We start from the raw sequence: 25986 nt of genomic DNA on the forward strand, positions 1-25986 counted from the left end.
CGCCACCGCCCACGAATCCCAGGACCCTCCATGCAACGTTTCGCCTGTGCCGTCTGCTCGGCGCCCCTCTTCTTCGAGAACTCCCGCTGCCTCGCCTGCGGCACGCAGCTCGGCTTCCACCGCGGCGAGCGGGTCATCGCACCGCTCGACGACGACGGCGCCTACCGCGACCTCGAGGGCCAGGTACTCCGTCGCTGCGTCAACCTGAAGCTGTCGGGGTGCACCTGGCTGGTGCGGGAGGAGGGCGACGAATGCTTCAGCTGCAACCTCACGCGGACGCGCCCCGACGACCACGACACCACCGGACTGGCGCAGTTCCTCGACGCCGAGCGGTCCAAGCGCCACCTCATCTACGAGCTCGACGGGCTCGGCCTGCCGATCCGGGACCGGACCGAGGACCCGGACCGCGGCCTCGCCTTCGACCTGCTCTCGAGCGTCGAGGAGAAGGTGGTCATCGGACACCAGAACGGCCTGATCACCATCGACCTCGCGGAGACCGTCGACTCCCACCGCGAGAAGATGCGGGCCAGGCTCGAGGAGCCCTACCGCACCATGCTCGGGCACTTCCGGCACGAGACCGGACACTACTTCGAGGGCACGCTCGTCTTCTCGGATGCCGAGCTGACGGGGAGGGCGCGCGACCTGTTCGGTGACGACCGCGCGAGCTACCAGGACGCCATCAAGCGCCACTACGACGAAGGCGCACCCGAGGGCTGGGAGAACGACCACATCTCCATGTACGCGACCATGCACCCGTACGAGGACTTCGCCGAGACGTTCGCCCACTACCTGCACATCTGCGACACGGTGGACACGGCCCGCAACCATGGGCTCGCCTCGGGCCCGGACACGACCGAGGACTTCGGGACGGTGGTCCGTGAGACCTGGATCCCGCTCGCCGTGGCCCTCAACCAGGTCAACCGCAGCATGGGCGCCAATGACCTGTACCCGTTCGTCCTACCGCCCTCCGTCGTCGACAAGCTCGACTTCGTGCACAAGCTCCGCGTGCGGGTCGGAGGGACCCCGGTCGGATCGGGGACGGTCCCCGCATAGACGCAGTCGTGCCGGGGGCGGCCGTCGTCCGGAGACGGACTACGGCCAGAGCATGGTCCTGCGCCAGCCCTCCCCGAAGCGGGTGTAGAGCAGCCGCGTATGCCTGCGCTCCTGGTCGGCCTGCCAGAACTCGACGGCGTCGGGGGCGACCGTGTAGACGGTCCAGGTGGTCGAGGCCAGGCCGCCGGCGGCGTCGATCTTCCGCACCTGGTCCTCCACCGCCGCGTCCAGGTCCTCGCGGCCGCCCATCACCGCGCTCTGGCTCCCCGCCAGGACGAGCGCACGCGCCACCGGGTGGCGGCGCTGGAAGTCGGCGTCGTTCTCGTCCGTGCTGCCGACGGAGACGGAACCGCGGATCCTCACCTGCCGCCCGGCGGCCGGCCAGAAGAAGGTCAGCGCCGCAGCGGGATGCGCCGCCAGCTGCCGACCCTTGGGGCTGTCGCTGCTGGATGCGACCTGCCAGCCGGCAGCCGTCACGTCCTTCACGATCACGACGCGGGCATCCGGGGTGCCGTCCTCGCCCACCGTCGACAGGGTGACCGCGTGCGGCGCGGCGATGCCGTCCTGCACCGCGCGCTCCAGCCACTCCACGAAGAGGTCCACGGGCGAGGGGGGCGCCGCCGAGGGGTCGAAGGGCGGCATCACGTCGGGGAACACGGGTACGCCGCGGACTACGTCGCGGATCCTTCCGGGGTCGGTCATGGCGCCAGCCTAGTTGCACGGCGCCCGCAAGCGCAGGAACACAGCAGGCCGGGGGCAGGACCGCCAGTGCCGACGGCGGAAGCCACGGGGAATGCCGGGCACGGCACGACCGGCATAGAGTCGGGGGATGCCCTCCCACCAGGACCAGTACGTAGGACCCCGCGATCTCACGCGATGGACGACCCCGGTCGGCCGCCTGCTCGTGCGGTGCGTCCGGCCCCTCGCCCGGTGGCTGGGACCGCATGCGGCCCTGCTGCTCATCATCGCGATCGGGGGCGGTGTCGCCGCGGCCCTCACCGCGGCATCGGCCGAGGTGTACGAGTCGGTGGTGGAGGCCGACGGCGTCGCAGCTCTCGACCAACCCGCCCTCGACCTCGCCGTGTCGCTGCGGCAGGACTGGCTCAACGCCGTCATCACGGGCTACACGCACATCGGCGGCCCCATCGGCATGCCCCTTCTGGCGGTCGCGATCCTGGTGCTGCTCGCCGTGCGCCGCAGGTCCTGGACGCCGGTGATCCTGCTACCGGCCGCGGCCTTCGGCTCGCTGCTGATGACCGTCGCCGGCAAGGACGCGATCGGACGCCTGCGCCCGCCGATCGAACTCGCCGTCCCACCCTACGAGACCTCGCCGTCGTTCCCCAGTGGCCACTCGCTGAACGCCCTGGTCATCGCGGGCATCGTGGCCTACCTGCTCGTCCTGCGGCAGCACCGCAAGCGCACCAGGGCACTGACCATCAGCCTCGCCGTCGTGTTCGCCGCGACCATGGGACTCAGCCGCGTATTCCTCGGCCATCACTGGCTCACCGACGTCCTCGTGGCATGGACCCTCGGCATCGCCTGGCTCGCCGTCGTCATCACCGCGCACCGGCTCCTCCTCACGTTCCGGCTACACCGGGCGGCGGCGCGTGGCACACCCGCCTGAACCACCCGAGGCGGTTTCCGCCGTCGTCCGGCCCCTTCGGCGGGACGCGCAACGCAACCGCGAAGTGGTCCTCGCGGCGGCGCGACGGATGTTCGCCGAGCACGGGACCGAATGCGCATTCGAGGACATCGCCCGGGAGGCCGGAGTGGGAGTGGGCACGGTCTACCGCCGCTTCCCGGACCGCCGGACGCTCATCGAGGCGATCCTCGAACAGCGTGTGGCCGACGTCGCCTCGGTCGGCGCGGATGCCCTCGCCACGGCCGAGCCCTGGGCCGCAGCACGGCTGTTCATCGGATCCACCGCACGCATGCAGCTCGAGGACCGGGGCCTGCGGGAACTGCTGCAGGACTCCGTCTTCGTGTCCGCCGGCCTCGCGATGCTCCGCGAGCGCATCGCACCCGTCGCGGCGGAGCTGGCCCGACGGCTCCGGGACGACGGCGGCGCCCGACAGGACGTCACGGGACAGGACCTGCTGGTCCTGATCCGCATGCTCGCCTCCCTCACCCCCGAGGCGGCAGGCCGGCCCGCAGCAGCTAGCGGCGTCGAGCGGTACCTCGACCTCGTCCTCGACGGACTCCACCCGCCGCCGGAAAGAACACGTAAGGAGGAATGAACCTTTCCGTTCAGGTACGCCCACTTCCGCTGATGGGTCGCCCGCCCCATACTTGGCTGGTGCGGAAATGCCACCCCTCCTAGGAACGGACGATGATGTCGAACAGCTCAGGCGTACAGGGCACGCAGTCGATCCTGCGGCGTAAACCCATCGACAACGTCGAGGACGAGACGGGCCGCACCGGCCTCTTCAAGAGCCTCGGCCTGTGGCAGCTGACGGCCATCGGCGTCGGCGGCATCATCGGTGTGGGCATCTTCACGCTGGCAGGGCTCGTCGCCAACGGTGGCGAGGACGGCGCGCCGGTGGGGCCGGCCGTCCTGATCTCCTTCCTGGTCGCAGGGCTGGCCAGTGCGGCGGCCGCGCTGTCCTACGCCGAATTCGCCGGCATGATCCCCAGGGCCGGTTCCGCCTACACCTACGGGTACGTCGCCCTCGGTGAGATCATCGGCTGGTTCATCGGGTGGGATCTCCTGCTCGAGTACATCGCGATCGTGGCCGTGGTCGCCATCGGCATCTCCGGCTACTTCACCGAGTTCATGTCCGGGATCGGGGTCACCGTGCCCACCTGGATGCAGGGGACGCCGGACACCATCGAGGGTGGCGTGGTCAACGTGCCCGCGATCGTGGTGTGCCTGCTCATCACCTTCATCCTGAGCCGCGGCACCAAGACGTTCGGCCGGTTCGAGCTCATCGCCGTCGGGCTCAAGATCCTGCTCATCCTCGGCATCGTGGGCCTCGGCTTCTTCTACGTGAACGCCGACAACTACTCTCCGTTCCTTCCCTCCGGCTTCGGCGCCGTCTTCACCGGGGCCGCCACCGTCTTCTTCGCGGTCTTCGGGTACGACGCCATGAGCACCGCGGCGGAGGAGGCCACCGACGGCAAGAAGCACATGCCGAAGGCCATCCTGCTGTCGCTCCTGATCGCGATGGTGCTGTACGTCCTCGCGACCCTCGTCCTCACCGGCATGCAGAACTACACGGACATCAGCCCGACGGCGGGCTTCGCCTCCGCCTTCCAGTCCGTGGGCCTGCCGGTCGTCGCGACGATCATCTCGGCCTTCGCCGTGATCTCCATCCTCACCGTCATGCTCACGTTCCTGCTCGGCGTCACCCGCGTGTGGTTCTCGATGAGCCGCGACGGCCTCCTCCCCGCCTGGTTCTCGACGACGGACCGGAACGGCACGCCGCAGCGCGTCACCTGGATCGCCGGCATCGCCGCGGCGCTCCTCGCCGGGGTCTTCCCCATCCGCGCCGTCGCCGACCTCACCAACATCGGCATCCTCGCCGCGTTCATCGTGGTGTGCATCGCCGTGATCGTGCTGCGCCGCACGCGCCCCGAGGTACCCCGCACCTTCCGGTTGCCGCTGATGCCGATCGTGCCCGCCTTCGGCGTCCTCGCGTCGCTGTTCCTGATCCTGCAGCTCCACTGGGAGACCTGGCTGCGCTTCGGCGTGTGGCTCCTGATCGGGCTGGCCCTCTACTTCCTCTACGGCAGGAAGCATTCGCTCATGAACCCGGACAGTCCCCGCCACGCCCTCCTCAAGCGCGACGCATAGCCTCTTCCGGCACCGGAGGGAACGGGCCCGCCGCATCGTCACGAAGATGCGGCGGGCCCGTTCGTTTCCTATCCTCGACAAGGGCCTGTCGCGTTCCCGCGGCCGGCCTCCACCCCGAACAGATGAAGGATCAGCACACCCATGGACCTCTTCCGGACCAAGTCCATCGAGCAGTCGATCAGGGACTCCGACGAAAAGGGACACGGCCTCAAGCGGTCCCTCAACACCTGGGACCTCATGATCATGGGCGTCGCGGTCGCCGTCGGCGCCGGCATCTTCTCGGTGGGTGCGCAGGCGGCGGCGTTCAACGCCGGTCCGGCCGTGACCATCTCCTTCGTGCTGGCGGCGATCACGTGCGCCCTCGCGATCATGTGCTACGCCGAGTTCGCGACGGCGCTGCCCGTCGCGGGCAGCGCCTACGTCTTCACTTACGCGACGATGGGCGAGCTGCTGGCCTGGATCATCGGCTGGAACCTGATCCTCGAACTGCTCATGGCAGCGGCCGTGATCGCCAAGTTCTGGGGGGTCTACCTCTCGGATCTCTTCAGCGTCCTCGACCTCGACATCCCCGCGGAGATCAGCGTCCTGGGGCTCGACCTCACCTGGGGACCGCTGCTGATCGTGGCGATCTTCACGGCCGTGCTCATCTATGGGACCAAGCTCTCCGCCCGGGTCAACAGCGTGTTCACCGTCATCAAGATCGGCATCGTGCTGTTCGTGATCGTCGTCGGCTTCTTCTACGTCAGCCCCGAGAACTACGCGCCGTTCGTGCCCGCCTCCGAACCTGCCGCCGAGACCGGTGCCGACTGGGCGAACCAGCCCTTCCTCTCCTTCCTGAGCGGCGCCTCCCCGGCGGCCTTCGGCTTCACGGGGATCATCTCGGGTGCCGCCCTCGTCTTCTTCGCCTTCATCGGGTTCGACGTCGTCGCCACATCGGCGGAGGAAGTGAAGAACCCCAGCCGCACGCTGCCGCGCGGCATCTTCGCGGGCCTCGCGGTGGTCAGCGTCCTCTACATCCTGGTGACCCTCGTGGTCACCGGCATGGTCTCCTACAAGGAGCTCGGCGCCTCGGGTGCGCCGTCGCTCGCCACCGCCTTCCAGCTCGTGGGCGCCGACTGGGCCGCGGGCATCATCTCGCTCGGCAGCCTGATCGGCCTGACCACCGTGATCATGGTGCTGCTCATGGGACTCGCCCGCGTGATCTTCGCGCTCAGCCGCGACGGCCTCCTGCCGCGCGGGCTCAGCCGCACCTCCGACAAGCACGCGACGCCGGCACGCACTCAGATCCTGTGCGGCGTCGTCGTCGCCCTGCTCGCCGGGTTCACGCAGGTGGAGGTGCTGGCGGAGATGATCAACATCGGCACGCTGTCCGCCTTCATCACGGTCAGCCTGGGGATCATCGTGCTGCGCCGGAAGCGCCCCGACCTCCGGCCCGCGTTCCGGGTCCCGTTCGGCAAGGTCATCCCGATCGCCTCGGCCGCCCTGTGCCTGTACCTCATGTTCAACCTGGCCACCATCACCTGGCTGTTCTTCGCCGGCTGGCTCGTGGTCGGCTTCGTCATCTACTTCGCCTACGGCAACCGCCACTCCCGCCTGCGGTCGGTGCAGCGCGTGGACGCCTAGCAGCAGGGGTCCGGGCCCGGGCCCGATCCCGGGAACCCGGCGGTGCGGGGTATGCGCCGGCGGGCCGGACGCGAGATGATGGTGCCCCGGCAGCAACAGCTCCGGGGCACCCGCGCACCAGCAGAGCAGAGGAACCCGCCATGTCCCAGGACCCCTACCCCAGCGAGCTCCCCTACTCAGGCCGCCATTCGAGCCCGTACGACGGCGGTGCGTACGGCAGCCAGGGCGGCGCTCCCTACCCGCCCACCCAGCCGTACCAGGGGGGCTACCAGCCGGGACCGTACCAGTCCTCCTACCAGTCGATCGAGGGCGAGAAGGCGGCGCAGCTCTCCCTGATCCTCGGCATCGTGGGCCTGTTCGTGGCCGGGATCGTCCTGGGGCCGCTGGCCATCTGGCAGGCGAGGAAGGCCGAGCGCCTCGGCGTGCCCGCGACGGCGGGGAAGGTGCTCGGCTGGATCAACGTCGTGCTCTACGGCCTCGCCATCCTGTTCGGGATCCTCCTGGTGGTCCTCATGTTCGCCGGATTCGCGGCCACCTCCAGCTACAGCACCTGAGCCGCTAGAGCGTCGGGAAGCGGCGGGTGGACTGCTCGCCGGCCTCGACCAGGTGCGAGTTCGGCCCGGTCCCCACGATCAGGGGATCCGGTGTGCCGACGACGTCGGCATCCTTCTCGTCGTAGTCGAGGACCGACAGGACGTAGCGGAGTGCCTCGATCCTCGCCCGCTTCTTGTCGTTGCTCTTGATGACGGTCCACGGCGCGTCCGCGGTGTTCGTGTAGAAGAACATCGCCTCCTTCGCCTCGGTGTAGTCGTCCCACTTGTCGAGCGACTGCAGGTCCATGGGGCTCAGCTTCCAGCGGCGCACCGGGTCCGAGTGGCGCTGGGCGAAACGCCGCCGCTGTTCCTCTCGGGACACGGAGAACCAGAACTTGATGAGGAACGTGTCGCTGCGCACGAGCATGCGTTCCACCTCCGGGGCCTGCCGCATGAACTCGAGGTACTCGGTCGGCGTGCAGAACCCCATGACCCGCTCCACACCGGCGCGGTTGTACCAGGACCTGTCGAACAGGACGATCTCGCCGCCCGAGGGCAGCACGGAGACATAGCGCTGGAAGTACCACTGCGTCTGTTCCTTCTCGCTGGGCTTGTCCAGCGCCACCACGCGCGCCCCGCGGGGATTGAGGTTCTCCGTGAACCGTTTGATCGTGCCGCCCTTGCCGGCGGCGTCGCGCCCTTCGAACAGGATCGCGACCTTGGCCCGGTTCGCCCTGACCCACCCCTGCATCTTGAGCAGTTCGATCTGCAGCGCCCGCTTGGTCTTCTGGTACTCGCGCTCCGTCATCCGGGTGTCGTACGGGTAGTCCTCGCGCCAGGTGGGCAGGTCCGGATGCGGCAGGAGCACGTGGTCGTCACCGTCGCCGTTCCCGCCGGGAGTCGGCACGGGGACGGGCGGCGGCTCGTCGGCGCCCTCGCTCCCGGCGGAGACCGCAGCGCGGTCGGCGGGAGCATCGGTCGGCTCGTCGGTCAGTTCGTCCGTGGGTTCGTCCGTGTGTTCGTCCTCGGGCTCGTTCGCAGCCCCGGTCGCCGTTCCTGGTCCATCGGTCATTCTCTTCTCTCCTGCCCGTCGACGGTCCATCGTCGCAGACGGACCTGGGGACGGGACGAAAGGAGGCAGGACCGGAGGCCCGGTGGACGGATCGACGGCCTGCCGGTATGCGGCTCGCCCGCGGAGCGGGAAGGCGCTGGACGTGGACACCGTGGGACATGGATAGCGTGGGGCGGGGACGCCGCGGACCGGGAATGCCGCGGGCACCGCCCGGGTTCTAGGCGGTGCGGACAGAGCAGTGCAGGAACACCCGAGCAGGAGGACAGGATGAGCACCACCACCCGGACGGCCGAGGAACGCTGGGCGCGTTTCCGGGAGGCGCGCAACGCGGCGCTCGCTGAGGAGCACGGCTGGCTCTCGCTGACGTCCTTCCAGTGGCTCGGCCCCGAACCCGCGGAAGTGGAGCAGGTCCCGGGGCTGTGGTCCGCGACGGATGACGGAGCAAGCCTCACGGCCTCCGCCGCCGAGGGGCTGACCGGGCTGCCGGGCGGGCACCGGGTGGACGGCACGATCACCGCTGTCCTCGACGACGAGGAGTCACTCCTGTGGGTCTCGCACGGCGGGTCCACGGGACGCCGGATCGTGGTGGAACTCGCCCGCCGTGCCGGCCGCTACGCCATCCGGACCAGGGATGCGGAATCACCGACGGCGACCGGCTTCGAGGAGGTCCCGGTATTCGGCTACCGCCCGGACCTGGTGGTGGAGGCCCGCTTCGAGCCGTACGACGAGCCGCGCGAGGAACACATCAGGACCGCGCATGACGAGGTCCCCGGCGCCACCACGCTCGTGGGCGACGTCGTGTTCTCGCTGCCGGGTGACGCCCGGGAGTTCCGGCTCGGCGCCTCCCAGGAGGAGGCCGGGGGCCTCTCCATCACGTTCCACGACAGCACCAACGGATCGGCGACGGCCGACTGGCGGAAGGTCGCCACGCGCCGCCCGCGCCCGGACGGCACGGTGATCGTCGATTTCAACAGGGCGATCAACTATCCCAGTGCCTTCACGCCCTACGGCACCTGCCCCATGCCCGTCGATGCCAACAGGCTGGAGGCGGCCATCGAGGCGGGGGAGAAGAACCCGCTCTCCTGAGGAGCAGGACGCCGCCGGCGCCGGCACGGCGTAGAGGACCGTCCGGGAGCCAGGGGCCCGCACACCGCACGTGCGGACCGGCATCTGTAAGGTGGCGGCATGGTGATCGAGATCCGGCCGGCGACGGCGTTCGAGGACATCTCCACGATGGTCGGTCCCAAGCGGCCCGACGCCACCGTGTGCTGGTGCCTGAGCTACCGGATCCCGTCGACGCTGAATCTCGCACTCCGCGGCCCCGAACGCGGAGCTCTCGTCAGGGAACTCGCAGCACAGGACCCTGCACCGGGAGTGCTCGCATACGACGGTGACGACGTCGTGGGATGGGCAGCCGTGCATCCCCGTGCCGCCACGAGCTTCGCCCGGAACCGCAGGATCCCTCGCGTGGACGACAGTGATGTGTGGTCGATCTGGTGCATCAGGGTCCGCCCGGGACACCGCGGACAAGGCATCTCGCACCACCTGCTCAGCGGCGCCGTACAGTTCGCCCTCGATCACGGAGCCCCAGCGATCGAGGGATACCCGGTCGACAACCAGGGCCGGAAAGTAGACCTCACGATGGCCTACGTAGGAACCCGCGCACTGTTCGAACGAGCCGGCTTCACCGAGTCCGCCGTCACGAGCTCGGTCATCAACGGGTTTCCGCGCCTCCTCATGCGATACGAGCCGGATCAAGCCGGCGAACACTGAGCGCTCGACCTGGACTACCGGACCTGGACCGGGACCTCGACCTCGACCTGCCGGCATCCCGGACAGGGAGTCCTTCGGAGCCGTCGGTCGTACGGCCGCGGTCCGTGGCCTCGTGCGAACCTCGTCACTGCCGAGGGCAGCTTGTCTTCAAGTACTTGAAGTTCCTATCGTTGATGGAGTGAGCGCACCGACGGTCCGAAAGACGTACACGATCAAGGAGACGGCGGCCCTGACGGGGCTGCCGGCGAGCACGCTGCGCTATTACGAGTCCATCGGCGTGATCACTCCGATCTCCCGCGGCGCGAGCAGCAAGCACCGGATCTACACGCCGGAGGACCTCGATCTGCTGACCTGGGTCTCCTGCCTGAGCGCAACGGGGATGTCCGTCAGCGACATGCGCCGCTACATCGGGAACGGAGCACTCGGGGCTGCTGCTGCCCCGGAGCAGATCGAGTTGTTGAAGGCCCAGCAGGAACACCTGGCCGTCGAAGCGAGATCCATCGCCCTGCGCGAACGCTACGTCGCACTGAAGATCGACTACTGGCAGGCCGTCCAGGACGGGGACGATTCCAGGGCCGCGCACCTGTCGGACGAAGCCCGCTCCCTGGCCGACGATCTCAAGAAGACCAGGAAGCAGTAGGCACGGCGCCACCGCCGAAGGGCTTCACGGCCCAGAACGCCCTTATGCAAGCGGACGAACACGGCCGGCCGCAACCAGCAACCGAACACCCCACAAGGAGAAACCCATGCCCACCACAGTTCACGCCTACGCCTCGCCCTCCGCTGACGGCGACCTCGCCCCCACCACCATCGAACGCCGCGACGTCGGTCCCCACGATGTCCTGATCGAGATCAAGTACGCCGGCATCTGCCACTCCGACATCCACACCGTGCAGGGCGACTGGGGTCCCCAGCCCTACCCTCTGGTACCCGGGCACGAGATCGCGGGCATCGTCGCCGAGGTCGGCTCCGAGGTGACCCGGCACGCCGTCGGCGATCGCGTCGGCGTCGGCTGCATGGTCAACTCCTGCGGGGAGTGCAAGAACTGCACGGCGGGCGACGAGCAGTACTGCGTCAACGGGATGGTCGGCACCTACGGTGCCACCGACCGCGACGGGACCGTCACCCAGGGTGGCTACTCCACCCACGTCGTCGTCACCGAGGACTTCGTGCTCAGGATCCCCGAGGGCATCGAGCTCGACGCCGCCGCCCCCCTGCTCTGCGCCGGCATCACCACCTACTCACCCCTGCACCGCTGGGGCGCCGGCCCGGGGAAGAACGTCGCCGTGATCGGCCTCGGCGGCCTCGGTCACATGGCCGTCAAGATCGCGCACGCCATGGGCGCCGAAGTCACCGTCCTCTCACAATCACTCAAGAAGCAGGAAGACGGCCTCCGCCTGGGCGCCGACCACTACTACGCCACCAGTGACGAGACCACGTTCACCGATCTGGCCGGCTCGTTCGATCTCATCATCAACACCGTCAGCGCCAGCATCGACATCAGCGCCTTCCTGGGACTCCTGACGGTCGACGGCGCTCTGGTCAACGTCGGCGCGCCCGCCGAGCCGCTGCCGGTGAACGCGATGGCGCTCATCGGAGGTCGCCGTTCGTTCGCCGGCTCCATGATCGGCGGCATCGCCGAAACACAGGAGATGCTCGACTTCTGCGCCCGGAACGGGATCGGCGCCGAGATCGAGGTCATCCCCGCCGAGAAGATCAACGACGCCTACGAGCGTGTGCTCGCCTCGGACGTCCGCTACCGCTTCGTCATCGACGCCGCCACCTTCGCCTGACCACGACCCGCCGCGCAGTCCAGGAGACCACCGGCACCGTCCAGCAGGCAGGTCGCCGGCCCACCATCCTCGATGGAGGACGCCGACAGTCGTCGGAACTCAGCAGCCCATTCCTGCTCAAGGAGTGGGCTGCTGTTCCGGGTTCCAGGGTGGTGCAGACGATCGGCTCGCGACCGGCACTTCAGGGAGGCCTCCGCGTCGTCCGCCGGTGACCTTCCGGCACTTCGTCATCCGCCGTCCTTCCGGGTGAGCGCGGAAGTCGGCAGGGCGGCGGTTCCGCCGCACAATGGTGGTGTGACCGATCCGATGGACGCCCTGATCCCCCGGCCCCGGCAGGAGCCCGCTCCCGGGGCTGTGCACGTCCCCGGCTGGCTCGACCTCGATCGCCAGCGGGAACTCGTCGGGCTCTGCCGCACATGGGCCAATGGACCGGTCCCGATGCGGAGGGTGACGATGCCCACCGGCGGGGTCATGTCCGTGCGGAGCGTGAGCCTGGGCTGGCACTGGCTGCCGTACCGCTACAGCCGCACCGCGGACGACGCCGGTGGCGGGGCCGTCGCGCCGTTTCCCGAGGTGCTGCGCACGCTGGGACGGGACGCCGTGGACGCCGCGTACGGCGACGGGTCAGGCGCGTCCTACGAACCGGATGCCGCGCTGGTCAACTACTACGACGACGCCGCGAAGATGGGCATGCACCAGGACCGCGAGGAGCGCGTGAACGCGCCCGTGGTGTCCCTCAGTCTGGGCACCACGTGCGTCTTCCGCTTCGGGAACACGGAGAACCGGAACCGTCCGTGGCAGGACGTGCACCTGGCGTCCGGGGATCTCTTCGTGTTCGGTGGCCCGTCACGGTTCGCCTACCACGGGGTCCTCAAGACGCTGCCCGGGAGCGCCCCTGCCGGCATCGGGTTCGAGGGCCGGCTCAACATCACGCTGCGGCAGACCGGGCTCGGCTAGCTCCCGGAGAGGATGATGCCCCGCGCATAGGCCGCCTGCCCTGCGTGCTGCACGGCATCGTCCACCACACTCACGAGCCGCACGAGCAGCGTGACCGGTGGGTCCCACTGCTCGTCGACGATCCTGTGCAGGTCCTCGTCGGTGAGGCCCGCGACGAGGCGCCGGGAGCGCTCGTGGACGGCATCGAAGTAGTCCAGCAGCTGTTGCGCCGACCCGACCCGCACGGCGTCGACCTGATCGGTGGAGTGACCGTAGCCGGTGTCCTCGCGATCGAGATGCAGTGCCCACCGATCGGCGTAGCCGTCGGACAGCCACACCTGCTCGTGCCCGAAGGCCTCGGCGAAGTGACTGTCCTCGACGCGCGTGAGGTGCCAGACCAGCCAGGCGATCGAATTGGCCGAGCCGCCCGGGCGGAGGGACAGCTGCTCGGCGTCGAGGCCCTCCACAGCGCCGCGCACCAGGTCGGGCAAGCGCCCGAAAGCCTCCGAGAGGACCTCGACCGGCGTCACGAACGCTCCTGCCCGGCCACGGCGGCCCGCGATGCCAGCAGCAGCCTGAACCGTCGACGCTGCCTGGCCGGGATGAGGGAGAGGAACTGCGGGTGGGAGGCCAGGAACTCCTGCGCCTCCGGGCAATAGGGCATGACGGCCAGGCGGCGACGATGCGCGTTGAGCAGCACGGCCTGCATCAGCACCGGCTCGAGGCCTGTGCGGCGGAACCTGGGGTCCACCACGGAGTGCAGCAGCAGGACGTCCCCACCCCGCATCTCGTACTGCACGTAGCCGGCGAGAACGCCGTTGCGGTACAGCTCGAACCGGGAGAACAGCGCGTTGTCACGGAACTTCTCCCGGGAATCGTCCGCTGCCCCGTGCCGCTCGGCCTGGCGTTCACGCCGCTCCAGCTCCTCGACGAGGAGGTCGTAGCGTTCCCGCATCGGAAGGGACGGGTGGTCGGTGTCCAGGGCCTGGTACGTGCGGTTGCACAGCATGCGCAGCTGGCGCGTCGACACCTCGGCGAGGTCCTGCGGGAAGTCCGCGTCCGCGTCCTGCGGAACAGCGGTGAGATGCGCTCGCCGGAGGCCCCAGGACGGCGTCTTCCCGTCCTGTCGTGCGGTGGGATGCTCGAGTACGTGCGGAAGGTGTTCCATCGTCAGCTCCACGTCCGGTGGGTCCACGGCCTCCTGCTCGACCAGTTCCAGAAGTCTAGGTGACCTGCGCCCTATTGCAAAGCACAGCAGACTGTCAATGGCCCTACCTCTCGCTGTGGATACCCGACTCCCGGTAGAAGCCTTCGATATGATCCTGCACCAGCTCCGCGGCGTGCTCCCCACGCCCCTCGAGCACCGCGTCGAGGATCGCCCGGTGCTCCCGGCGCAACCGCTGGGACGTCGCGCCCCACTCGGGCAGGCGCGCGGTCAGCCGCTGCGTGTAGTCCTCGATCGATCCCCGGAGGGATCCCATCATCGCGCCCACCAGGACGTTGCCGGCGGCCTCCGCGAGCGCCACGTGGAAGAGCGCGTCCCGCTGCAGGAAGCCGGCGGGACCGTCGTCGTAGCGGTCCATCTCGTCGAGCAGCCGTGCCGCGCGTTCGAGGGACGGTGATCCCGGCGACGCATGGGCCGCCGCCCAGGTCTCCAGCAGGAGCCGCGTCTCCACGATGTCCTTGACCGGCAGGTGGGCGCTCGCCACATGGAGCCGGAGGGCGGAATCGAGGGCGAGCGACGGGTTGCCCGTGATCACCGTGCCGGCCTGCGGCCCGGACCCCACTCCGGCGCGGACGACGCCGAGCGCCTCGAGGACGCGCGTCCCCTCTCGGACGGACGCACGGGAGATCCCCAGCCGCTCCGCCATGGTGCGCTCGCCGGGCAGCCGCGAGCCGATGGCCAGGCGGCCGGCCGCGAGTTCCTGCTCGAGCCATGCCGAGACCACCTGGTGCGTGCGCATGGCGCCAGCATAGCTTGTGTGGTCTGACCACAGCCCGTAGGATCTGCGATCAGACCGTCCGGCCCGACGACGAGCAGAGGCACACCATGCAGACCCCTTCCCGCGCATCCGTCCCTCCCGCGCTCAGGCGCCGGATCCCCAGAGTCGCGGATCTCGCCCCACTGATGCAGTTCAAGAAGCCGGAGTTCGGCGCCGCGGCCCGACTCCAGCGGGCCAACACCGTCTGGGACCTCCGCGACATGGCCAAGCGCCGCACGCCGACGGCTCCCTTCGACTACACGGACGGTGCCGCCGAAGCCGAGATCTCCCTCGGCAGGGCCCGCGAGGCGTTCCTCGACCTGGAATTCCGTCCCGGCATCCTCCGTGACGTCCGGACCGTCAGCACCGTGACGCCGATCCTCGGCAAGGACTCGGCCCTGCCGTTCGGTATCGCCCCCACGGGCTTCACGCGCATGATGCAGTCGGAGGGCGAGTACGCCGGATCGCAGTCCGCAGAAGCCGCAGGCATCCCGTACACGCTCTCCACCATGGGAACGGCGTCCATCGAGGACGTCGCACAGGCAGCCCCGAACGGGCGCAACTGGTTCCAGCTCTACCTGTGGACGGACCGCGACCGCTCCATGGAACTCATCGCACGTGCGGCCGCCGCCGGGAACGACACCCTGATGGTCACGGTGGACACCGCCGTCGCCGGCGCCCGGCTCCGCGACGTCCGCAACGGCATGACCATCCCGCCGGCACTGACGCTGAAGACCGTCGTCGACGCGTCGTACCGCCCCGCCTGGTGGTTCAACTTCCTGACGCACGAGCCGCTCTCGTTCGCCTCGCTCTCCCGCTATTCCGGCACCGTCGCCGACCTCATCAACTCGATGTTCGACCCCACCCTCACGTTCGAGGACCTCGACTGGCTGCGCAGCGTCTGGAAGGGCAACCTCGTGGTCAAGGGGATCCAGACCCTCGATGACGCCAGAAAGGCCGTCGACCACGGAGCGGACGGCATCATCCTGTCCAACCACGGCGGCCGGCAGCTCGACCGCGCGCCGGTCCCCCTGCACCTCCTGCCGCGCGTCGCCGCCGAGCTCAAGGGCAAGACGGAGATCATCCTCGACACCGGCATCATGAGCGGCGGTGACATCGTCGCGGCGCTGGCCCTCGGCGCCGACTTCACCCTGATCGGGCGGGCCTACCTCTACGGGCTCATGGCGGGCGGGCGCAAGGGCGTGGACCGCACCATCGAGATCCTCGGTACACAGACCGCCCGCACCATGCAGCTCCTCGGCGTCAACCGCATCGAGGACCTGACCCCCGACCACGTCCGGCTGCTCGGCGATGCGACGGCCGACGTGAAGCTGCCCGACGCCGCCATGACCCTCTGACGGCCGGACGGGTCCGTCACCGGGTGCCCCTTCCGCGGGCCTCCGCCTGCTGTTCCCGGCCGAGTTCCACGAGGCGGTCGTCGTCCGTCCGGTTGCCCTTCAACTCGATCGCGACACCCTCGACCTCCTCGGCGATGGCGCGGACGGCGTCCACCGGAGCCAGGGAGGAGTGCACCTCCGGCAACTCCGGCAGAACGGCGATGCCCGCGCCGCGAACACTCCCGCCGTCGGTCCCTGGCGCGTGTGCTGATCCAGCGAGTGGCCGCTCCGCCTCGAGGGTGCCGCTCGCGTGGCGCACGCAGAGATCCGCGACCTCCCTCGCATGCGCGTGCATGACGGAGTGCGCCGCGCCTTCGATCTCCACGACCGGAGCCCCGCCGAAGGCCCGGCCCAGCCTCGTCACCCAGGCCGGCGGGCACACGGCGTCGTGCTGGCCGCGGATGATGAGCGTCGACGAGCGGACCCGGGTGGCCGTGGTCTCGATCGGGTACGACATCATGCGCGGGAGGATCTTGAAGAACCAGCCGAACCCGCACGTCAGGTAGGCGACGACGGCAAGCAGTTTCACGCGGGCCGGCTCATGGAGGCTCGCCCGCAGGAACCGGAAGGCCTGGACGGCCGTGGAGCGCGCCGCATCGTCCACGACGGGGCTGATGAGGACGAGGGTCGAGAGCTGGGGCCGGGACGCGGCGAGATGGGTGCAGATCTGGGTGCCCATGGAGTGGCCGATGACGACGGGATCCTCCAGCCCGAGATCGTCGATGGCCTTGCCGACGAGCTCCGCGAACTGTCCGATCGACAGGGCCCTGCGTGCATGCGGGACGCCGCCGAAACCGGGCAGATCGAGGGCGAAGACAGGCCCGAACTGCATCAGGTGCGGCGCGAGCTGCTCGAAGTAGTGCGACGACACACCGAGGCCGGAGACCAGCACGAAGGCGCGCTCACCGGCCTCACCGACGGAGCTGACACGGGCCCACACGCCGCTCCCCTGGATTCTCCGGACCGTGATGTCCGGGCCCTGCTCCGTTCCTCGTGAAATCGCCACGCCTCATTCTGTTGTCGGAGGCGGGGAAAGCCTCGGTCGCGGTCTATTATTCATCCTGTGGTCCTGCCTGGGGCGGGTCCGGAAAACATAAGTCTGGGGAGACGAATATGAAGCGTGGGCGGATGCACTATCCGTTGCGTTACAGGCGCGCGCGGTCACTGCTCTACGCGATCGGCCTGTTCTGGCTGTGGCTCTGGTTCGGCAGCGCTGCATCGCTGGAGGTGCTCTACGGTTCGCCCGTGCATGCGGCCCTCGCGATGTACGGTCTCGCCGTCGTCATCCTGGTGTCGATTCCCGCCGCACTGCTCGCGGTCATCCGGATGGTCCTGACGCGTCCCCGCCGGGACGCCGTCGTCGTCGAGCTCCCTGTCGCGTCGCGGTCGCGCCGACCGCTCGAAGCCACGCACTGGTGGTACGACGAGAAGGCTTCCTGAGCATCCCCCGACTCCGTTCCGCATGACGGCGCCTCCCGCGGGAAACGCCGCCGTCGTCCCGGGGCCGCGGGTCAGCCCTCGCAGTCGCTGCAGTACTGCCGGCCGTCCTTCTCGAGGGCGATCTGGCTGCGGTGCCGGACGAGGAAGCAGGACGCGCAGGTGAACTCGTCCTCCTGCGGCGGGATCACCTGGATGAGGAGTTCCTCACCGGAGAGGTCGGCGCCCGGCAGGTCGATGCCCTCGGCGGTGTCGCCGTCCTCGATGTCGACCGACGACGACTGGGTGTTGCTCCCCCGATTCGCCTGGAGCGCCTCGAGCGACTCCGCTTCCTTGTCCTCGTCGTTGTTGCGGGGTGCGTCGTAGTCCGTTGCCATGCCGATGCCGTTCTTCGTGGGGTTCGTTGTGCCGCGGGGCGCGTGCAGCAATCGAGTCTAGTGGGAAATATCGGGCGTACTGCCGGTTCCGGGCCTCCTCGCCGTGATGCTTGTCATAGCGTCGGGATCATGCCGTCGCCCCTGGTCCCGCCTCGTGCCGGAGGGGTACTGACCGCCCGCGCCGCCCGCCACGGGGACGCGAAAGTGCTGGACGGGTCCGGGGCGGCGCTGGCACGCTGGGAGCTGTCCGCTTCCCCCGACGACGGGTGCCGCCATCGCTTCGTCCGCCATCCCGCCCGTCCCCGCCGCACGGGACGCCGAGGGCCTCCAGCGCCGGAACGTCCTGGTGGGCGTCCTGTTCGGCTGCGGCCTCATCGCCTTCGTCGACGAGGCCGTCTTCCATCAGCTCCTGCACTGGCACCACTTCTACGACCGGTCCACGCCGGCGGCCGGCCTCGTCTCCGACGGCGTGTTCCACGCGTTCAGCTGGTTCGCGACCGTGGCCTCCCTGTTCCTCTTCGCCGATCTCAGGCGCCGCGGAGCCCTGCGGGCCCGGCGATGGGTGGGCGGTGTCCTCGTGGGCATCGGCGCGTTCCAGCTGTTCGACGGCCTGGTGCAGCACAAGCTGCTCGATCTGCACGAGGTGCGGTACGGCGTCGACCTGCTCCCCTACGACCTCCTGTGGAACGGTGTGGCCCTCGCCTTTTTGGCCGCCGGGATCCTGGTGCTCCTCGGAACCCGTCGCCGGACGGGCCCGGACGCCGTTCCCCGCCATGGGTGACGATCCGCACCACCTCGGCGAGGCCGTGTCCGGGCACCTTCCGGGAGGGCTCGTCGGGCTGGTCCTCGGCACCGCCGTCGTGCTCGTATGGCTCGGGGCGGCCGCGGCGTACCTGCTCGCCGGCCGCGCCGCCGTCCTGCGCGGACGGACCGGATGGCCTCCCCGCCGGTCCGTGGCCTGGGTGGCCGGCACGGTGCTGGGGCTGGCCGTCACGGTGGGCCCGCTGGCGCAGGCCGCCGGCCGCAGCTTCACGGCGCACACGGCGGTCCATCTGGCCCTCGGCATGCTCGTCCCCCTGCTGCTCGTCCTCGGCGCTCCGGTGAGCCTGTTCCTCCGCGCCGTCCCCGTGTCCGTCGGGCGGCGCTTCAGCCGTCTCGCCGCCTGGGTTCCCGTGCGGCTGGGCACCCATCCGGCGGTCGCCACTCTCCTCGCCACCGTCCCGATGGCACTCCTGTATCGGGACGGGGGCGCCCTCGACCTGCTCCACCACCCGGTGCTCGGGCCGCTGCTGCATGTCCATTTCGTGGTTGCCGGGTGCATCTTCACCTACGCCGTCGTCGGAACGGACCCGAACCCGCACCGGGCGCCGGCGTGGCAGCGCGGCGCGGCGATCGTCACGGCGATCGCGGTCCACGGCATGGTGGCGAAGCACCTGTACGCCGTCGGCGGCGAAGCCGGCCCGCCGGATGTGGAGCAGGCGGCCCAGCTCATGTACTACGGCGGCGATGCCGTCCACGCGCTCCTCCTCGTGGTCTTCTGCGCACAGGTCTACCGGGCCGGCGGACGGCGCCTGGACCGGCGCACGGCTTCCCCGGCATCCTGTGTAGCCTTGCCGGAGCGGGCGGGTAGCCCGGCGCCCACCGAAGGATGACCATGCAACGCTTTCCACCCCTCGCGGGACTGTCCCTGGCCGCCCTGCTCGCGGTGGCCGGCTGTTCGTCACCCTCACCGTCACCGTCATCGTCACCGTCGCCATCACCGTCCGCGGAGGCGGACGGGACGACAACGGCGCACGACGGATCCCGCACGTACTCCTCGGAGGAACTCGCGGCGATCCTGGGCACCGTCACCGAGGCGGACGGCGCCGCCCTGCAGGTCCTACCTACGGACCAGATCGACCAGGGCATGGACCAGGCGCGCCGGTTCCTCGAGTCGGTCGTGATCACGCCGGAGGAGTGCGCGGTGTTCGCGTCCAACACCCTCGAGGTGCCCGAGGACGCCGGCTACGCCACGGGTGTCTCCGGCGCCGGTGGTGACGCCGTCCAGACCATCGTCTCGGCGTCGTCGTCCGCGGATGCCGCGTTCTTCCCCGGTCGCATCGACGCATCGTCCGCCGCACTGCAGGCATGCTCGTCCTTCACCGTCGAGGCACAGGGCGTCGTGATCGACCAGACGGTCCAGGACGTCGACGCGGCGACGGACGCCGACCGGAGCTTCGGGAACCTGACGCTGCAGTCCTCGCCGGACGGCGCCCGGCAGGAGACGATGACCGTCATCGGGACGCGGGGGAGCCTGGCCGTGACAGCTGTGCGCACCGCCCGGGACGCCCTACCCCAGGGGACGCAGGACGAGCTCCAGGACCTGATCGACGAGACGCTCGCCGCCGCTGGGTAGCCTCGCCCGGTCCGGGACTCGGCCTGCGCAGGGACCGCAGCAGCACACCTCCGAGACGGATACCTGACGGTGGTGTGGAGCAACCCGAAGTGGACAGGGCTATGTCAGTCCGCATATAACTAGTTTGTCGAACTAGTTGACAGTAGGGTTCGTATTCTTGATGAAAGGGCGAGCATGACGCAGACAATCAGTGACACCCTGGGCGCAGGAGACACCGCCGTCGGGGCACCCCTCCACTGCGGGGAGCCCATGACCCTGCGCGAGACCTCCTACACCGGCTCCTCCTACGGCATGATCCCGCAGGCTCCGGCCGGGTTCGACGTCGAACTCGTGTGGGCCTGCTCGTGCGGTTTCCAGCTCTCCTACGAGGAGCCGGCCGAGCTCGCGCACCCGCTGCCTCCCGCCCTGCGCCGTGTCGCGGCGGCCGCCGCCGACCTCGAGTCGATGCAGTGGCAGCTCGACCAGCTCGCGGGGGAACTCGAGTCCGCCGTACTGCAGGCCGCCGACGCGGGCGCAGCCATTGTCGACATCGCCGACGCCGCGCACCTCGAGCCGGGCGAGGTGCAGCAGCTCGCCTCGGGCGGCCACCTCCTCGTGGACGCGAGCTAGCCGGCCTCCTCCGGGCCGCCAGCCGCCCTGCTCCACCCGATCGCCGTACCGAAGGGCAGGACCGCATGAAGGAACCCGACTGGGTCCGGCACGTGATCTGGTGGCACGTGTACCCGCTCGGTTTCGTCGGTGCGGAGAAGACCGCGACCACCGATCCGGCAGCCGCCCATCGCCTGCTGGACCTGGTGCCCTGGCTCGACTACGCACTGGAGCTCGGCGCGTCCGGGCTGGCGCTCGGGCCCGTGTTCGCCTCGGAGACGCACGGCTACGACACCACCGACTACTTCCGGATCGATCCGCGGCTCGGCACGTCGGAGGACTTCGACACCCTCGTCGCCGAAGCGCACCGCCGCGGTCTGCGGATCCTGCTCGACGGAGTCTTCAACCACACCGGGCGCTCCTTCGCCCCGTTCCAGGACGTCCTCGCCGACGGCCCGGGAGCAGCGACCGCCCCATGGTTCCTCCTCGACTGGCCCGACGCTGCCGGGGCCGGCACCGAGCCGGGGTACCGCGACTTCGAGGGCCACCACCACCTCGTGGCGCTGAACCACGACGAACCGGCCGTGGTGGTCTTCGTCGCCGGGGTCATGGAGTACTGGCTCGGTCGCGGGGCGGACGGTTGGCGGCTCGATGCCGCCTACGCCGTCCCGGCCCGGTTCTGGGCCGAGGTCACCAGACGCGTCCGGTCGTCCCACCCCGAGGCATGGTTCGTCGGTGAATACATCCACGGCGACTACGGGTCGGAGATCCGGGCCGGCGGGCTCGACTCCGCCACGCAGTACGAGCTGTGGAAAGCCGTCTGGAGCTCGCTCAACGACGCGAACCTCTTCGAACTCGCCGCGGCACTGGAGCGCCACAACGCGCTGCTCGGGAGTTTCGCCCCGCTCACCTTCATCGGGAACCACGACGTCACGCGGATCGCCAGCAAGCTCATCGACCCCGCCCTGCTCCCCCACGCCGTCGTCGTCCTCCTCACGGTCGGCGGCACCCCGTCCATCTACTACGGGGACGAGCAGGGCTATCGCGGGATCAAGGAGGACAGAGCAGGGGGCGACGACGACATCCGGCCGCTCTTCCCACCCTCCCCGGGTGACCTCTCCCCCGTCGGCAGGCCCACCTACGAGGTCCACCAGGAGCTCATCGGCATCCGCCGCCGGCATCCGTGGCTCCACCGTGCGACGACGCAGGTGCTGCAGCTGTCCAACGAACTGCTGGTCTACCGCGTCGCGGCCGACGGCGACGCGCCACTCGTGGTCGCGCTCAACCTCGCGTCGGACACCCGGTCGGCAGAGACCGGCGGCGCCGTCGCCGTCCTCGCCGGACGGGCGACGGTCGAGTCCGGCACGCAGCGGATCCTCCTGCCGCCCCGCGCCTGGGCCGTCCTCGGCTGACCCGGCCCTCGGGACGGGACCGCCGGTCCGCGGAGGGCGGCCAGGCCTGCCACGAGTGGATAATGGGACGACACATCCGCTGCGGAGGAGGTCGCATGGGTCCGGAGGACGCGCCGAGGGACATCGACACGACCGACTTCACCCCGTGGCCGCGACCGGTCCCGGCGCACGTCCTCAACGGCGTGAAGAAGCTGCTGCTCGTCGCCGCGATCCTCGTGGGCGTCCAGCAACTGCTGCCGTCCACGAGCATCGGATCCTCGCTGAGCAGCACCTTCACGCTGCTCGTGGTGATGTCGTGGCTGGGACCGCTCGCCCGGATCCTGGCGGCACGACCGTGGGCGCGGAAGGCACCCGAGGAGTAGGTCACCCGAGCCGGCCATCTCCGCCACGACGAGAGAAGCGGGGCTCCCGGTGACAGGACCCCCGCTTCGTGTTCCGGACCGTGGAGCTTAGGGGAATCGAACCCCTGACCTTTTCATTGCGAACGAAACGCTCTACCAACTGAGCTAAAGCCCCGGACACCACTTCCGAACACCAACACTCTACCCAAGAGAAGGGCCGAGGCCCAAAGTCACGCCGGGACGGCCTCCGCTCCGGAGTGTCGGCACGCGGGCGTAGTCTTCTTCCCATGTCCAGCAACCCTCCGGCGGAGGCTCGTGCCCCGCTCCAGAACGACGACGTCAGGCCCTGGCCGGCCCTGTGGTCGCTCGTCATCGGCTTCTTCATGATCCTGGTCGATTCGACGATCGTCTCCGTCGCCACCCCCGCCATCATGGAGGGACTGGGAGCCGGCATCGACAGCGTCATCTGGGTCACGAGCGCCTACCTGCTGGCCTACGCCGTCCCGCTGCTCGTGACCGGCAGGCTCGGCGACCGGTTCGGGCCGAAACGCATCTACCTCGTGGGCCTCGTGGTCTTCACCCTCTCGAGTGCCTGGTGCGGTTTCTCCGGCACGGTCGAGGCGCTCATCATCGCGCGCGTCCTGCAGGGCCTCGGCGCCGCCCTGATGACCCCGCAGACCATGTCCGTGATCACGCGGATCTTCCCGCCGGAGCGCCGCGGTGCCGCCATGGGGCTCTGGGGATCCGTCGCCGGCATCGCCACGCTCGTCGGGCCCGTGCTGGGCGGCCTGCTCGTCGACTCCGCCGGCTGGGAGTGGATCTTTTTCATCAACGTCCCGGTGGGCGTCGTCGGCTTCATCCTCGCCGCCCGCCTCGTCCCGGTCCTGCCGACGACGTCCCACCGGTTCGACATGCTCGGCGTGTTCCTCAGCGCGGCCGGCCTGTTCTGCCTGGTCTTCGGGATCCAGGAGGGCGAGACCTACGACTGGGGCACCATCGCCGGCCCTCTCTCCGTCTGGTCCCTCATCATCACGGGCCTCGTGCTGCTCGTCGCCTTCGTGGCCTGGCAGCGCTTCAACCGCGGCGAACCCCTGGTCCCCCTCAAGCTGTTCCGCGACCGCAACTTCTCCCTCGCGAACACCTCCATCACGGCCATGGGCTTCTCGATCACCACCATGACGCTGCCCCTCATGCTCTACGCCCAGACGGTCCGCGGCCTCTCGCCCACGCAGGCGGCCCTGCTGCTGACCCCGATGGCCGTCATCTCCGGCGTCCTCGCCCCGTTCGTCGGCAAGTACGTGCAGCGCAGCAACCCCAAGTACATCGCCATCGCGGGCTTCGCCGGGATGTCCGCCGCGTTGTTCTGGCTGGGCTCCATCCTCACGGTGGACGTCCCGCTCTGGCAGCTGCTGCTGCCCATCTCGCTGCTCGGCCTCTCCAGTGCCGGCATCTGGGCGCCGGTGTCGCTGACGGCCACGCGCAATCTCGCTCCGTCGCTCGCGGGCGCCGGCTCCGGGGTCTACAACACCACGCGGCAGATGGGCGCCGTCCTCGGCAGCGCCGCGATCGCGGCCGTCATGCAGTCGCACCTCCTGGCCAACCTCGGTGGAGGCGGTATCAGCACCACTCCGGGGACGGCCCTCCCCGACGAGGCCAAGGCCGGCTATGCGCTGTCCATGGGGCAGTCGCTCTACCTGCCGGCGATCGTCATCATCCTCGGCTTCGCGGCGGCCCTGTTCTTCGCGAGGCCGCAGCAGAACCGGGTCTGGGAGGGCGATGCCGGGGCCGCGGGTGGGAGCCCGTCCGCGGCGGACCGGCCTCGGGAAGCGACACCGGCCGACTCCTGAGCTGTTGCCTCGGGGAACTACCGGTAGTCTTCTGCCATGGCTGATGAGACGCAGGACACAGCGAAGGACACGGACACCGCCGCGGCGAAGGAGGTGTCGGACGACTTCGCCGTCCGGGAGCACACCTCGCCGTCGGGTCTGAAGTACACGACGACGACGGGACGCCTCGTACTGCGGCGCGAGGAGACGAAGGACGGCAAGGCGGACGGCTTCAAGCCGAAGGCCGAGATCTTCCTCGTCGCGTACACGAAGCAGGACGCCGAACCGGACCGGCCCGTGACCTTCGCCTTCAACGGCGGACCGGGCTCGGCCTCCGTCTGGCTGCACCTGGGCCTGCTGGGTCCGCGCCTCGTGGAATCCGGCGACGTCGGGACCATGACGCCCGCCCCCTTCGGACTCGTCGACAACCCCGACAGCCTGCTCGAATCCAGCGACCTCGTGATGATCGACCCGGTCAACACCGGATTCTCGCGGGTGGTGGCAGGCGAGAAGGCCGACGAGTTCCACGCCTTCGTGCAGGACCGCGACCTCGTCGCGGAGGTCATCCGGCTGTGGACCACCCGCAACAACCGCTGGCTCTCCCCCAAGTACCTCGTCGGCGAGTCGTACGGCACCCTCCGCGCCGTCGCGGTGGCCGGACGGCTCTTCGACGCCTACGGCATGGCGGTCAACGGGCTCGGTCTCATCTCCACGGTGCTCAACATGTCCACGCTGCGGTTCTTCCCCGGCAGCGACCTGCCGTACGCCCTGCACCTGCCGACCTACGCCGCCATCGCGCACTACCACGGCCGGCACGGCGACCGTGAACTCGCCGACGTGGTCCGTGAGGCCGAGGAGTACGCGGCCAGGGACTTCGGCTACGCCCTGACGCAGGGCAGCCGGTTGACCCCGGAGGAACTCGACGAGGTGGTGCACCGGCTCCACACCATCACCACCCTCGACGAGGGCTTCATCCGCCGCACGAACCTCCGCTGGGCCTACCACGAGTTCGCCGCCGAGATCCTCCGCTCCGAGGGCCTGGCCGTCGGCCGCATCGACGGTCGCTTCGCCGCGAAGCCCGCGAACTTGCAGTCGTCGGACTCGTTCGACGACCCGAGCATCCGGGCCATCACGGGGCCGTACTCCGCAGCCATGAACCACTACGTCCGCGCCGAGCTCGGCTACGAGAACGACCTTCCCTACGAGATCCTGACGGCCCGTGTACAGCCCTGGAGCTACCGGACGTTCGAGGGCGCCCCCGTGGACGTCTCGGGTGTCCTCGAACGCCTCCTCGTCCACAACCCCGCCCTGCGCGTCCACGTGGACTACGGCTACCATGACGGCGCGACGCCCCACTTCGCCGCCGAGTACGTGTGGGCGCACATGAACCTCGACGACGCCACCCGTGCCCGGTTCACCCACCACTACCACGAGGCCGGTCACATGATGTACCTCAACCCGGTAGCACGCGACACGCAACTGCGCGCCCTCCGGGCCTTCGTCACGCAGGAGCGGACCGGCCGGGAATAGTAAGTAGGATGATGAAGACGGTCGCGGCGACAGCCGCGACGGCCCCTACCTTAAGGACTCGACCATGCTGAAAAGGATCCTCTGGGCCCTGGTGCCCATCATCGCCTCCCGCGTACTGAACAACC

The 25986-nt window shown here is 69.5% G+C and carries 28 protein-coding genes and 1 tRNA gene; 21 read left to right on the plus strand and 8 right to left on the minus strand.

The features are described from left to right. Positions 1-30 precede the first annotated feature (30 nt). Positions 31-1053, plus strand: a complete 1023-nt coding sequence (locus ACX80L_RS03570) for a zinc-binding metallopeptidase family protein (RefSeq protein ID WP_459287702.1) — start codon at positions 31-33, stop codon at positions 1051-1053. A 39-nt stretch (positions 1054-1092) separates the two neighbouring features. Here ACX80L_RS03570 and ACX80L_RS03575 read toward each other — a convergent pair whose 3' ends face one another. Then, the gene (locus ACX80L_RS03575; protein WP_133081436.1) at positions 1093-1755 is read right to left on the minus strand and encodes a pyridoxal 5'-phosphate synthase; all 663 of its coding nucleotides are present in this window, start codon (positions 1753-1755) and stop codon (positions 1093-1095) included. Between the two features lie 127 nt (positions 1756-1882). Between ACX80L_RS03575 and ACX80L_RS03580 the strand changes: the two genes are divergently transcribed. From ACX80L_RS03580 to ACX80L_RS03600, 5 genes are all read left to right on the plus strand, one after another. Then, positions 1883-2677: a phosphatase PAP2 family protein gene (locus ACX80L_RS03580; protein ID WP_133081437.1), complete on the plus strand. Its 795-nt coding sequence runs from the start codon at positions 1883-1885 to the stop codon at positions 2675-2677. Then, complete coding sequence (locus ACX80L_RS03585; protein WP_133081438.1) at positions 2661-3290, plus strand: TetR family transcriptional regulator; 630 nt, start codon at positions 2661-2663, stop codon at positions 3288-3290. The genes ACX80L_RS03580 and ACX80L_RS03585 overlap by 17 nt, the downstream gene beginning before the upstream one ends. Positions 3291-3385: 95 nt before the next feature. Then, positions 3386-4846, plus strand: coding sequence for an amino acid permease (locus tag ACX80L_RS03590; protein ID WP_133081439.1), 1461 nt, complete (start codon positions 3386-3388; stop codon positions 4844-4846). Between the two features lie 141 nt (positions 4847-4987). Beyond that, positions 4988-6469 carry an APC family permease gene (locus ACX80L_RS03595; RefSeq protein ID WP_459287705.1) on the plus strand — a complete coding sequence of 494 codons (1482 nt, stop codon included), beginning with the start codon at positions 4988-4990 and terminating at the stop codon, positions 6467-6469. Positions 6470-6609: 140 nt separating this feature from the next. Next, positions 6610-7023: a DUF4190 domain-containing protein gene (locus ACX80L_RS03600; protein WP_459267921.1), complete on the plus strand. Its 414-nt coding sequence runs from the start codon at positions 6610-6612 to the stop codon at positions 7021-7023. Between the two features lie 4 nt (positions 7024-7027). Here ACX80L_RS03600 and ppk2 read toward each other — a convergent pair whose 3' ends face one another. Next, on the minus strand, positions 7028-8074 hold the full coding sequence (gene ppk2, locus ACX80L_RS03605) for a polyphosphate kinase 2 (RefSeq protein WP_459287707.1): 1047 nt from the start codon (positions 8072-8074) through the stop codon (positions 7028-7030). Positions 8075-8341: 267 nt separating this feature from the next. Here ppk2 and ACX80L_RS03610 point away from each other — a divergent pair, with 267 nt between their 5' ends. From ACX80L_RS03610 to ACX80L_RS03630, 5 genes are all read left to right on the plus strand, one after another. Beyond that, positions 8342-9160 (plus strand): DUF1684 domain-containing protein, encoded by an 819-nt coding sequence (locus ACX80L_RS03610; RefSeq protein WP_459287709.1) that lies wholly within the window; start codon positions 8342-8344, stop codon positions 9158-9160. A 99-nt stretch (positions 9161-9259) separates the two neighbouring features. After that, a complete protein-coding gene (locus tag ACX80L_RS03615; RefSeq protein ID WP_459287711.1) occupies positions 9260-9847 on the plus strand; it encodes a GNAT family N-acetyltransferase in 588 nt (195 codons plus the stop codon). 178 nt (positions 9848-10025) lie between these two features. Then, the gene (locus ACX80L_RS03620) at positions 10026-10487 is read left to right on the plus strand and encodes a MerR family transcriptional regulator (RefSeq protein WP_133081445.1); all 462 of its coding nucleotides are present in this window, start codon (positions 10026-10028) and stop codon (positions 10485-10487) included. A gap of 106 nt (positions 10488-10593) precedes the next feature. Beyond that, on the plus strand, positions 10594-11640 hold the full coding sequence (locus ACX80L_RS03625; protein ID WP_208739231.1) for an NAD(P)-dependent alcohol dehydrogenase: 1047 nt from the start codon (positions 10594-10596) through the stop codon (positions 11638-11640). A gap of 306 nt (positions 11641-11946) precedes the next feature. After that, on the plus strand, positions 11947-12597 hold the full coding sequence (locus ACX80L_RS03630) for an alpha-ketoglutarate-dependent dioxygenase AlkB family protein (protein WP_208741787.1): 651 nt from the start codon (positions 11947-11949) through the stop codon (positions 12595-12597). Here ACX80L_RS03630 and ACX80L_RS03635 read toward each other — a convergent pair. From ACX80L_RS03635 to ACX80L_RS03645, 3 genes are all read right to left on the minus strand, one after another. Continuing rightward, the gene (locus ACX80L_RS03635; RefSeq protein ID WP_208739230.1) at positions 12594-13106 is read right to left on the minus strand and encodes a mycothiol transferase; all 513 of its coding nucleotides are present in this window, start codon (positions 13104-13106) and stop codon (positions 12594-12596) included. The genes ACX80L_RS03630 and ACX80L_RS03635 overlap by 4 nt on opposite strands. Beyond that, positions 13103-13771 (minus strand): GNAT family N-acetyltransferase, encoded by a 669-nt coding sequence (locus ACX80L_RS03640; RefSeq protein WP_459287714.1) that lies wholly within the window; start codon positions 13769-13771, stop codon positions 13103-13105. Before ACX80L_RS03640 ends, ACX80L_RS03635 begins: the two co-directional genes overlap by 4 nt. 76 nt (positions 13772-13847) lie before the next feature. Further along, positions 13848-14540: a FadR/GntR family transcriptional regulator gene (locus ACX80L_RS03645; protein ID WP_459267915.1), complete on the minus strand. Its 693-nt coding sequence runs from the start codon at positions 14538-14540 to the stop codon at positions 13848-13850. An 86-nt stretch (positions 14541-14626) separates the two neighbouring features. On the opposite strand from ACX80L_RS03645, the gene ACX80L_RS03650 reads away from it, so the two are divergent. Then, positions 14627-15916 carry an alpha-hydroxy acid oxidase gene (locus ACX80L_RS03650; protein WP_459267914.1) on the plus strand — a complete coding sequence of 430 codons (1290 nt, stop codon included), beginning with the start codon at positions 14627-14629 and terminating at the stop codon, positions 15914-15916. Positions 15917-15932: 16 nt separating this feature from the next. Here the strand turns inward: ACX80L_RS03650 and ACX80L_RS03655 are convergent, their stop codons facing one another. Further along, entirely contained in the window at positions 15933-16961 is a 1029-nt protein-coding gene (locus ACX80L_RS03655; RefSeq protein WP_459287716.1) for an alpha/beta fold hydrolase, read from the minus strand. A gap of 122 nt (positions 16962-17083) precedes the next feature. On the opposite strand from ACX80L_RS03655, the gene ACX80L_RS03660 reads away from it, so the two are divergent. Beyond that, positions 17084-17395 carry a hypothetical protein gene (locus ACX80L_RS03660; protein WP_208739042.1) on the plus strand — a complete coding sequence of 104 codons (312 nt, stop codon included), beginning with the start codon at positions 17084-17086 and terminating at the stop codon, positions 17393-17395. Positions 17396-17466: 71 nt separating this feature from the next. On the opposite strand, the gene ACX80L_RS03665 is transcribed toward ACX80L_RS03660, so the two are convergent. After that, entirely contained in the window at positions 17467-17769 is a 303-nt protein-coding gene (locus tag ACX80L_RS03665; RefSeq protein WP_133081453.1) for a DUF4193 domain-containing protein, read from the minus strand. A gap of 346 nt (positions 17770-18115) precedes the next feature. Between ACX80L_RS03665 and ACX80L_RS03670 the strand changes: the two genes are divergently transcribed. The 6 genes from ACX80L_RS03670 to ACX80L_RS03695 all read left to right on the plus strand — a co-directional run bounded on the left by ACX80L_RS03670 (position 18116) and on the right by ACX80L_RS03695 (position 22526). Next, entirely contained in the window at positions 18116-18550 is a 435-nt protein-coding gene (locus ACX80L_RS03670) for a DUF2243 domain-containing protein (RefSeq protein WP_459287718.1), read from the plus strand. After that, complete coding sequence (locus tag ACX80L_RS03675; protein ID WP_459287720.1) at positions 18543-19421, plus strand: cytochrome c oxidase assembly protein; 879 nt, start codon at positions 18543-18545, stop codon at positions 19419-19421. The genes ACX80L_RS03670 and ACX80L_RS03675 overlap by 8 nt, the downstream gene beginning before the upstream one ends. 2 nt (positions 19422-19423) lie before the next feature. Then, positions 19424-20164, plus strand: coding sequence for a hypothetical protein (locus tag ACX80L_RS03680; protein WP_459287722.1), 741 nt, complete (start codon positions 19424-19426; stop codon positions 20162-20164). Between the two features lie 174 nt (positions 20165-20338). After that, complete coding sequence (locus tag ACX80L_RS03685) at positions 20339-20773, plus strand: hypothetical protein (RefSeq protein ID WP_459287724.1); 435 nt, start codon at positions 20339-20341, stop codon at positions 20771-20773. Between the two features lie 65 nt (positions 20774-20838). Then, on the plus strand, positions 20839-22164 hold the full coding sequence (locus tag ACX80L_RS03690) for an alpha-amylase family glycosyl hydrolase (RefSeq protein ID WP_459287726.1): 1326 nt from the start codon (positions 20839-20841) through the stop codon (positions 22162-22164). 95 nt (positions 22165-22259) lie between these two features. Further along, positions 22260-22526, plus strand: a complete 267-nt coding sequence (locus tag ACX80L_RS03695) for a hypothetical protein (RefSeq protein WP_208739037.1) — start codon at positions 22260-22262, stop codon at positions 22524-22526. Between the two features lie 81 nt (positions 22527-22607). Here the strand turns inward: ACX80L_RS03695 and ACX80L_RS03700 are convergent. Then, positions 22608-22680 (minus strand) — tRNA-Ala (locus ACX80L_RS03700). A 112-nt stretch (positions 22681-22792) separates the two neighbouring features. Here ACX80L_RS03700 and ACX80L_RS03705 point away from each other — a divergent pair. Together ACX80L_RS03705 and ACX80L_RS03710 are read left to right on the plus strand one after the other, a co-directional pair. Then, entirely contained in the window at positions 22793-24352 is a 1560-nt protein-coding gene (locus tag ACX80L_RS03705; RefSeq protein WP_208739036.1) for a DHA2 family efflux MFS transporter permease subunit, read from the plus strand. A gap of 36 nt (positions 24353-24388) precedes the next feature. Then, complete coding sequence (locus ACX80L_RS03710; protein ID WP_459287728.1) at positions 24389-25861, plus strand: S10 family peptidase; 1473 nt, start codon at positions 24389-24391, stop codon at positions 25859-25861. The last annotated feature ends 125 nt before the right edge of the window (positions 25862-25986 follow it).

This window comes from Arthrobacter sp. MDT1-48-3 (assembly GCF_054511015.1).

Coding starts and splice junctions, on each gene's coding strand:
- ACX80L_RS03695 (WP_208739037.1), top strand. CDS start 22,260: ATGGGTCCGGAGGACGCGCCGAGGGACATCGACACGACCGACTTCACC.
- ACX80L_RS03710 (WP_459287728.1), top strand. CDS start 24,389: ATGGCTGATGAGACGCAGGACACAGCGAAGGACACGGACACCGCCGCG.
- ACX80L_RS03575 (WP_133081436.1), bottom strand. CDS start 1,755: ATGACCGACCCCGGAAGGATCCGCGACGTAGTCCGCGGCGTACCCGTG.
- ACX80L_RS03650 (WP_459267914.1), top strand. CDS start 14,627: ATGCAGACCCCTTCCCGCGCATCCGTCCCTCCCGCGCTCAGGCGCCGG.
- ACX80L_RS03610 (WP_459287709.1), top strand. CDS start 8,342: ATGAGCACCACCACCCGGACGGCCGAGGAACGCTGGGCGCGTTTCCGG.
- ACX80L_RS03570 (WP_459287702.1), top strand. CDS start 31: ATGCAACGTTTCGCCTGTGCCGTCTGCTCGGCGCCCCTCTTCTTCGAG.
- ACX80L_RS03690 (WP_459287726.1), top strand. CDS start 20,839: ATGAAGGAACCCGACTGGGTCCGGCACGTGATCTGGTGGCACGTGTAC.
- ACX80L_RS03595 (WP_459287705.1), top strand. CDS start 4,988: ATGGACCTCTTCCGGACCAAGTCCATCGAGCAGTCGATCAGGGACTCC.
- ACX80L_RS03630 (WP_208741787.1), top strand. CDS start 11,947: ATGGACGCCCTGATCCCCCGGCCCCGGCAGGAGCCCGCTCCCGGGGCT.
- ACX80L_RS03680 (WP_459287722.1), top strand. CDS start 19,424: ATGCAACGCTTTCCACCCCTCGCGGGACTGTCCCTGGCCGCCCTGCTC.
- ACX80L_RS03590 (WP_133081439.1), top strand. CDS start 3,386: ATGTCGAACAGCTCAGGCGTACAGGGCACGCAGTCGATCCTGCGGCGT.
- ACX80L_RS03580 (WP_133081437.1), top strand. CDS start 1,883: ATGCCCTCCCACCAGGACCAGTACGTAGGACCCCGCGATCTCACGCGA.
- ACX80L_RS03675 (WP_459287720.1), top strand. CDS start 18,543: ATGGGTGACGATCCGCACCACCTCGGCGAGGCCGTGTCCGGGCACCTT.
- ACX80L_RS03625 (WP_208739231.1), top strand. CDS start 10,594: ATGCCCACCACAGTTCACGCCTACGCCTCGCCCTCCGCTGACGGCGAC.
- ACX80L_RS03660 (WP_208739042.1), top strand. CDS start 17,084: ATGCACTATCCGTTGCGTTACAGGCGCGCGCGGTCACTGCTCTACGCG.
- ACX80L_RS03615 (WP_459287711.1), top strand. CDS start 9,260: ATGGTGATCGAGATCCGGCCGGCGACGGCGTTCGAGGACATCTCCACG.
- ACX80L_RS03645 (WP_459267915.1), bottom strand. CDS start 14,540: ATGCGCACGCACCAGGTGGTCTCGGCATGGCTCGAGCAGGAACTCGCG.
- ACX80L_RS03685 (WP_459287724.1), top strand. CDS start 20,339: ATGACGCAGACAATCAGTGACACCCTGGGCGCAGGAGACACCGCCGTC.
- ACX80L_RS03665 (WP_133081453.1), bottom strand. CDS start 17,769: ATGGCAACGGACTACGACGCACCCCGCAACAACGACGAGGACAAGGAA.
- ACX80L_RS03600 (WP_459267921.1), top strand. CDS start 6,610: ATGTCCCAGGACCCCTACCCCAGCGAGCTCCCCTACTCAGGCCGCCAT.
- ACX80L_RS03705 (WP_208739036.1), top strand. CDS start 22,793: ATGTCCAGCAACCCTCCGGCGGAGGCTCGTGCCCCGCTCCAGAACGAC.
- ppk2 (WP_459287707.1), bottom strand. CDS start 8,074: ATGACCGATGGACCAGGAACGGCGACCGGGGCTGCGAACGAGCCCGAG.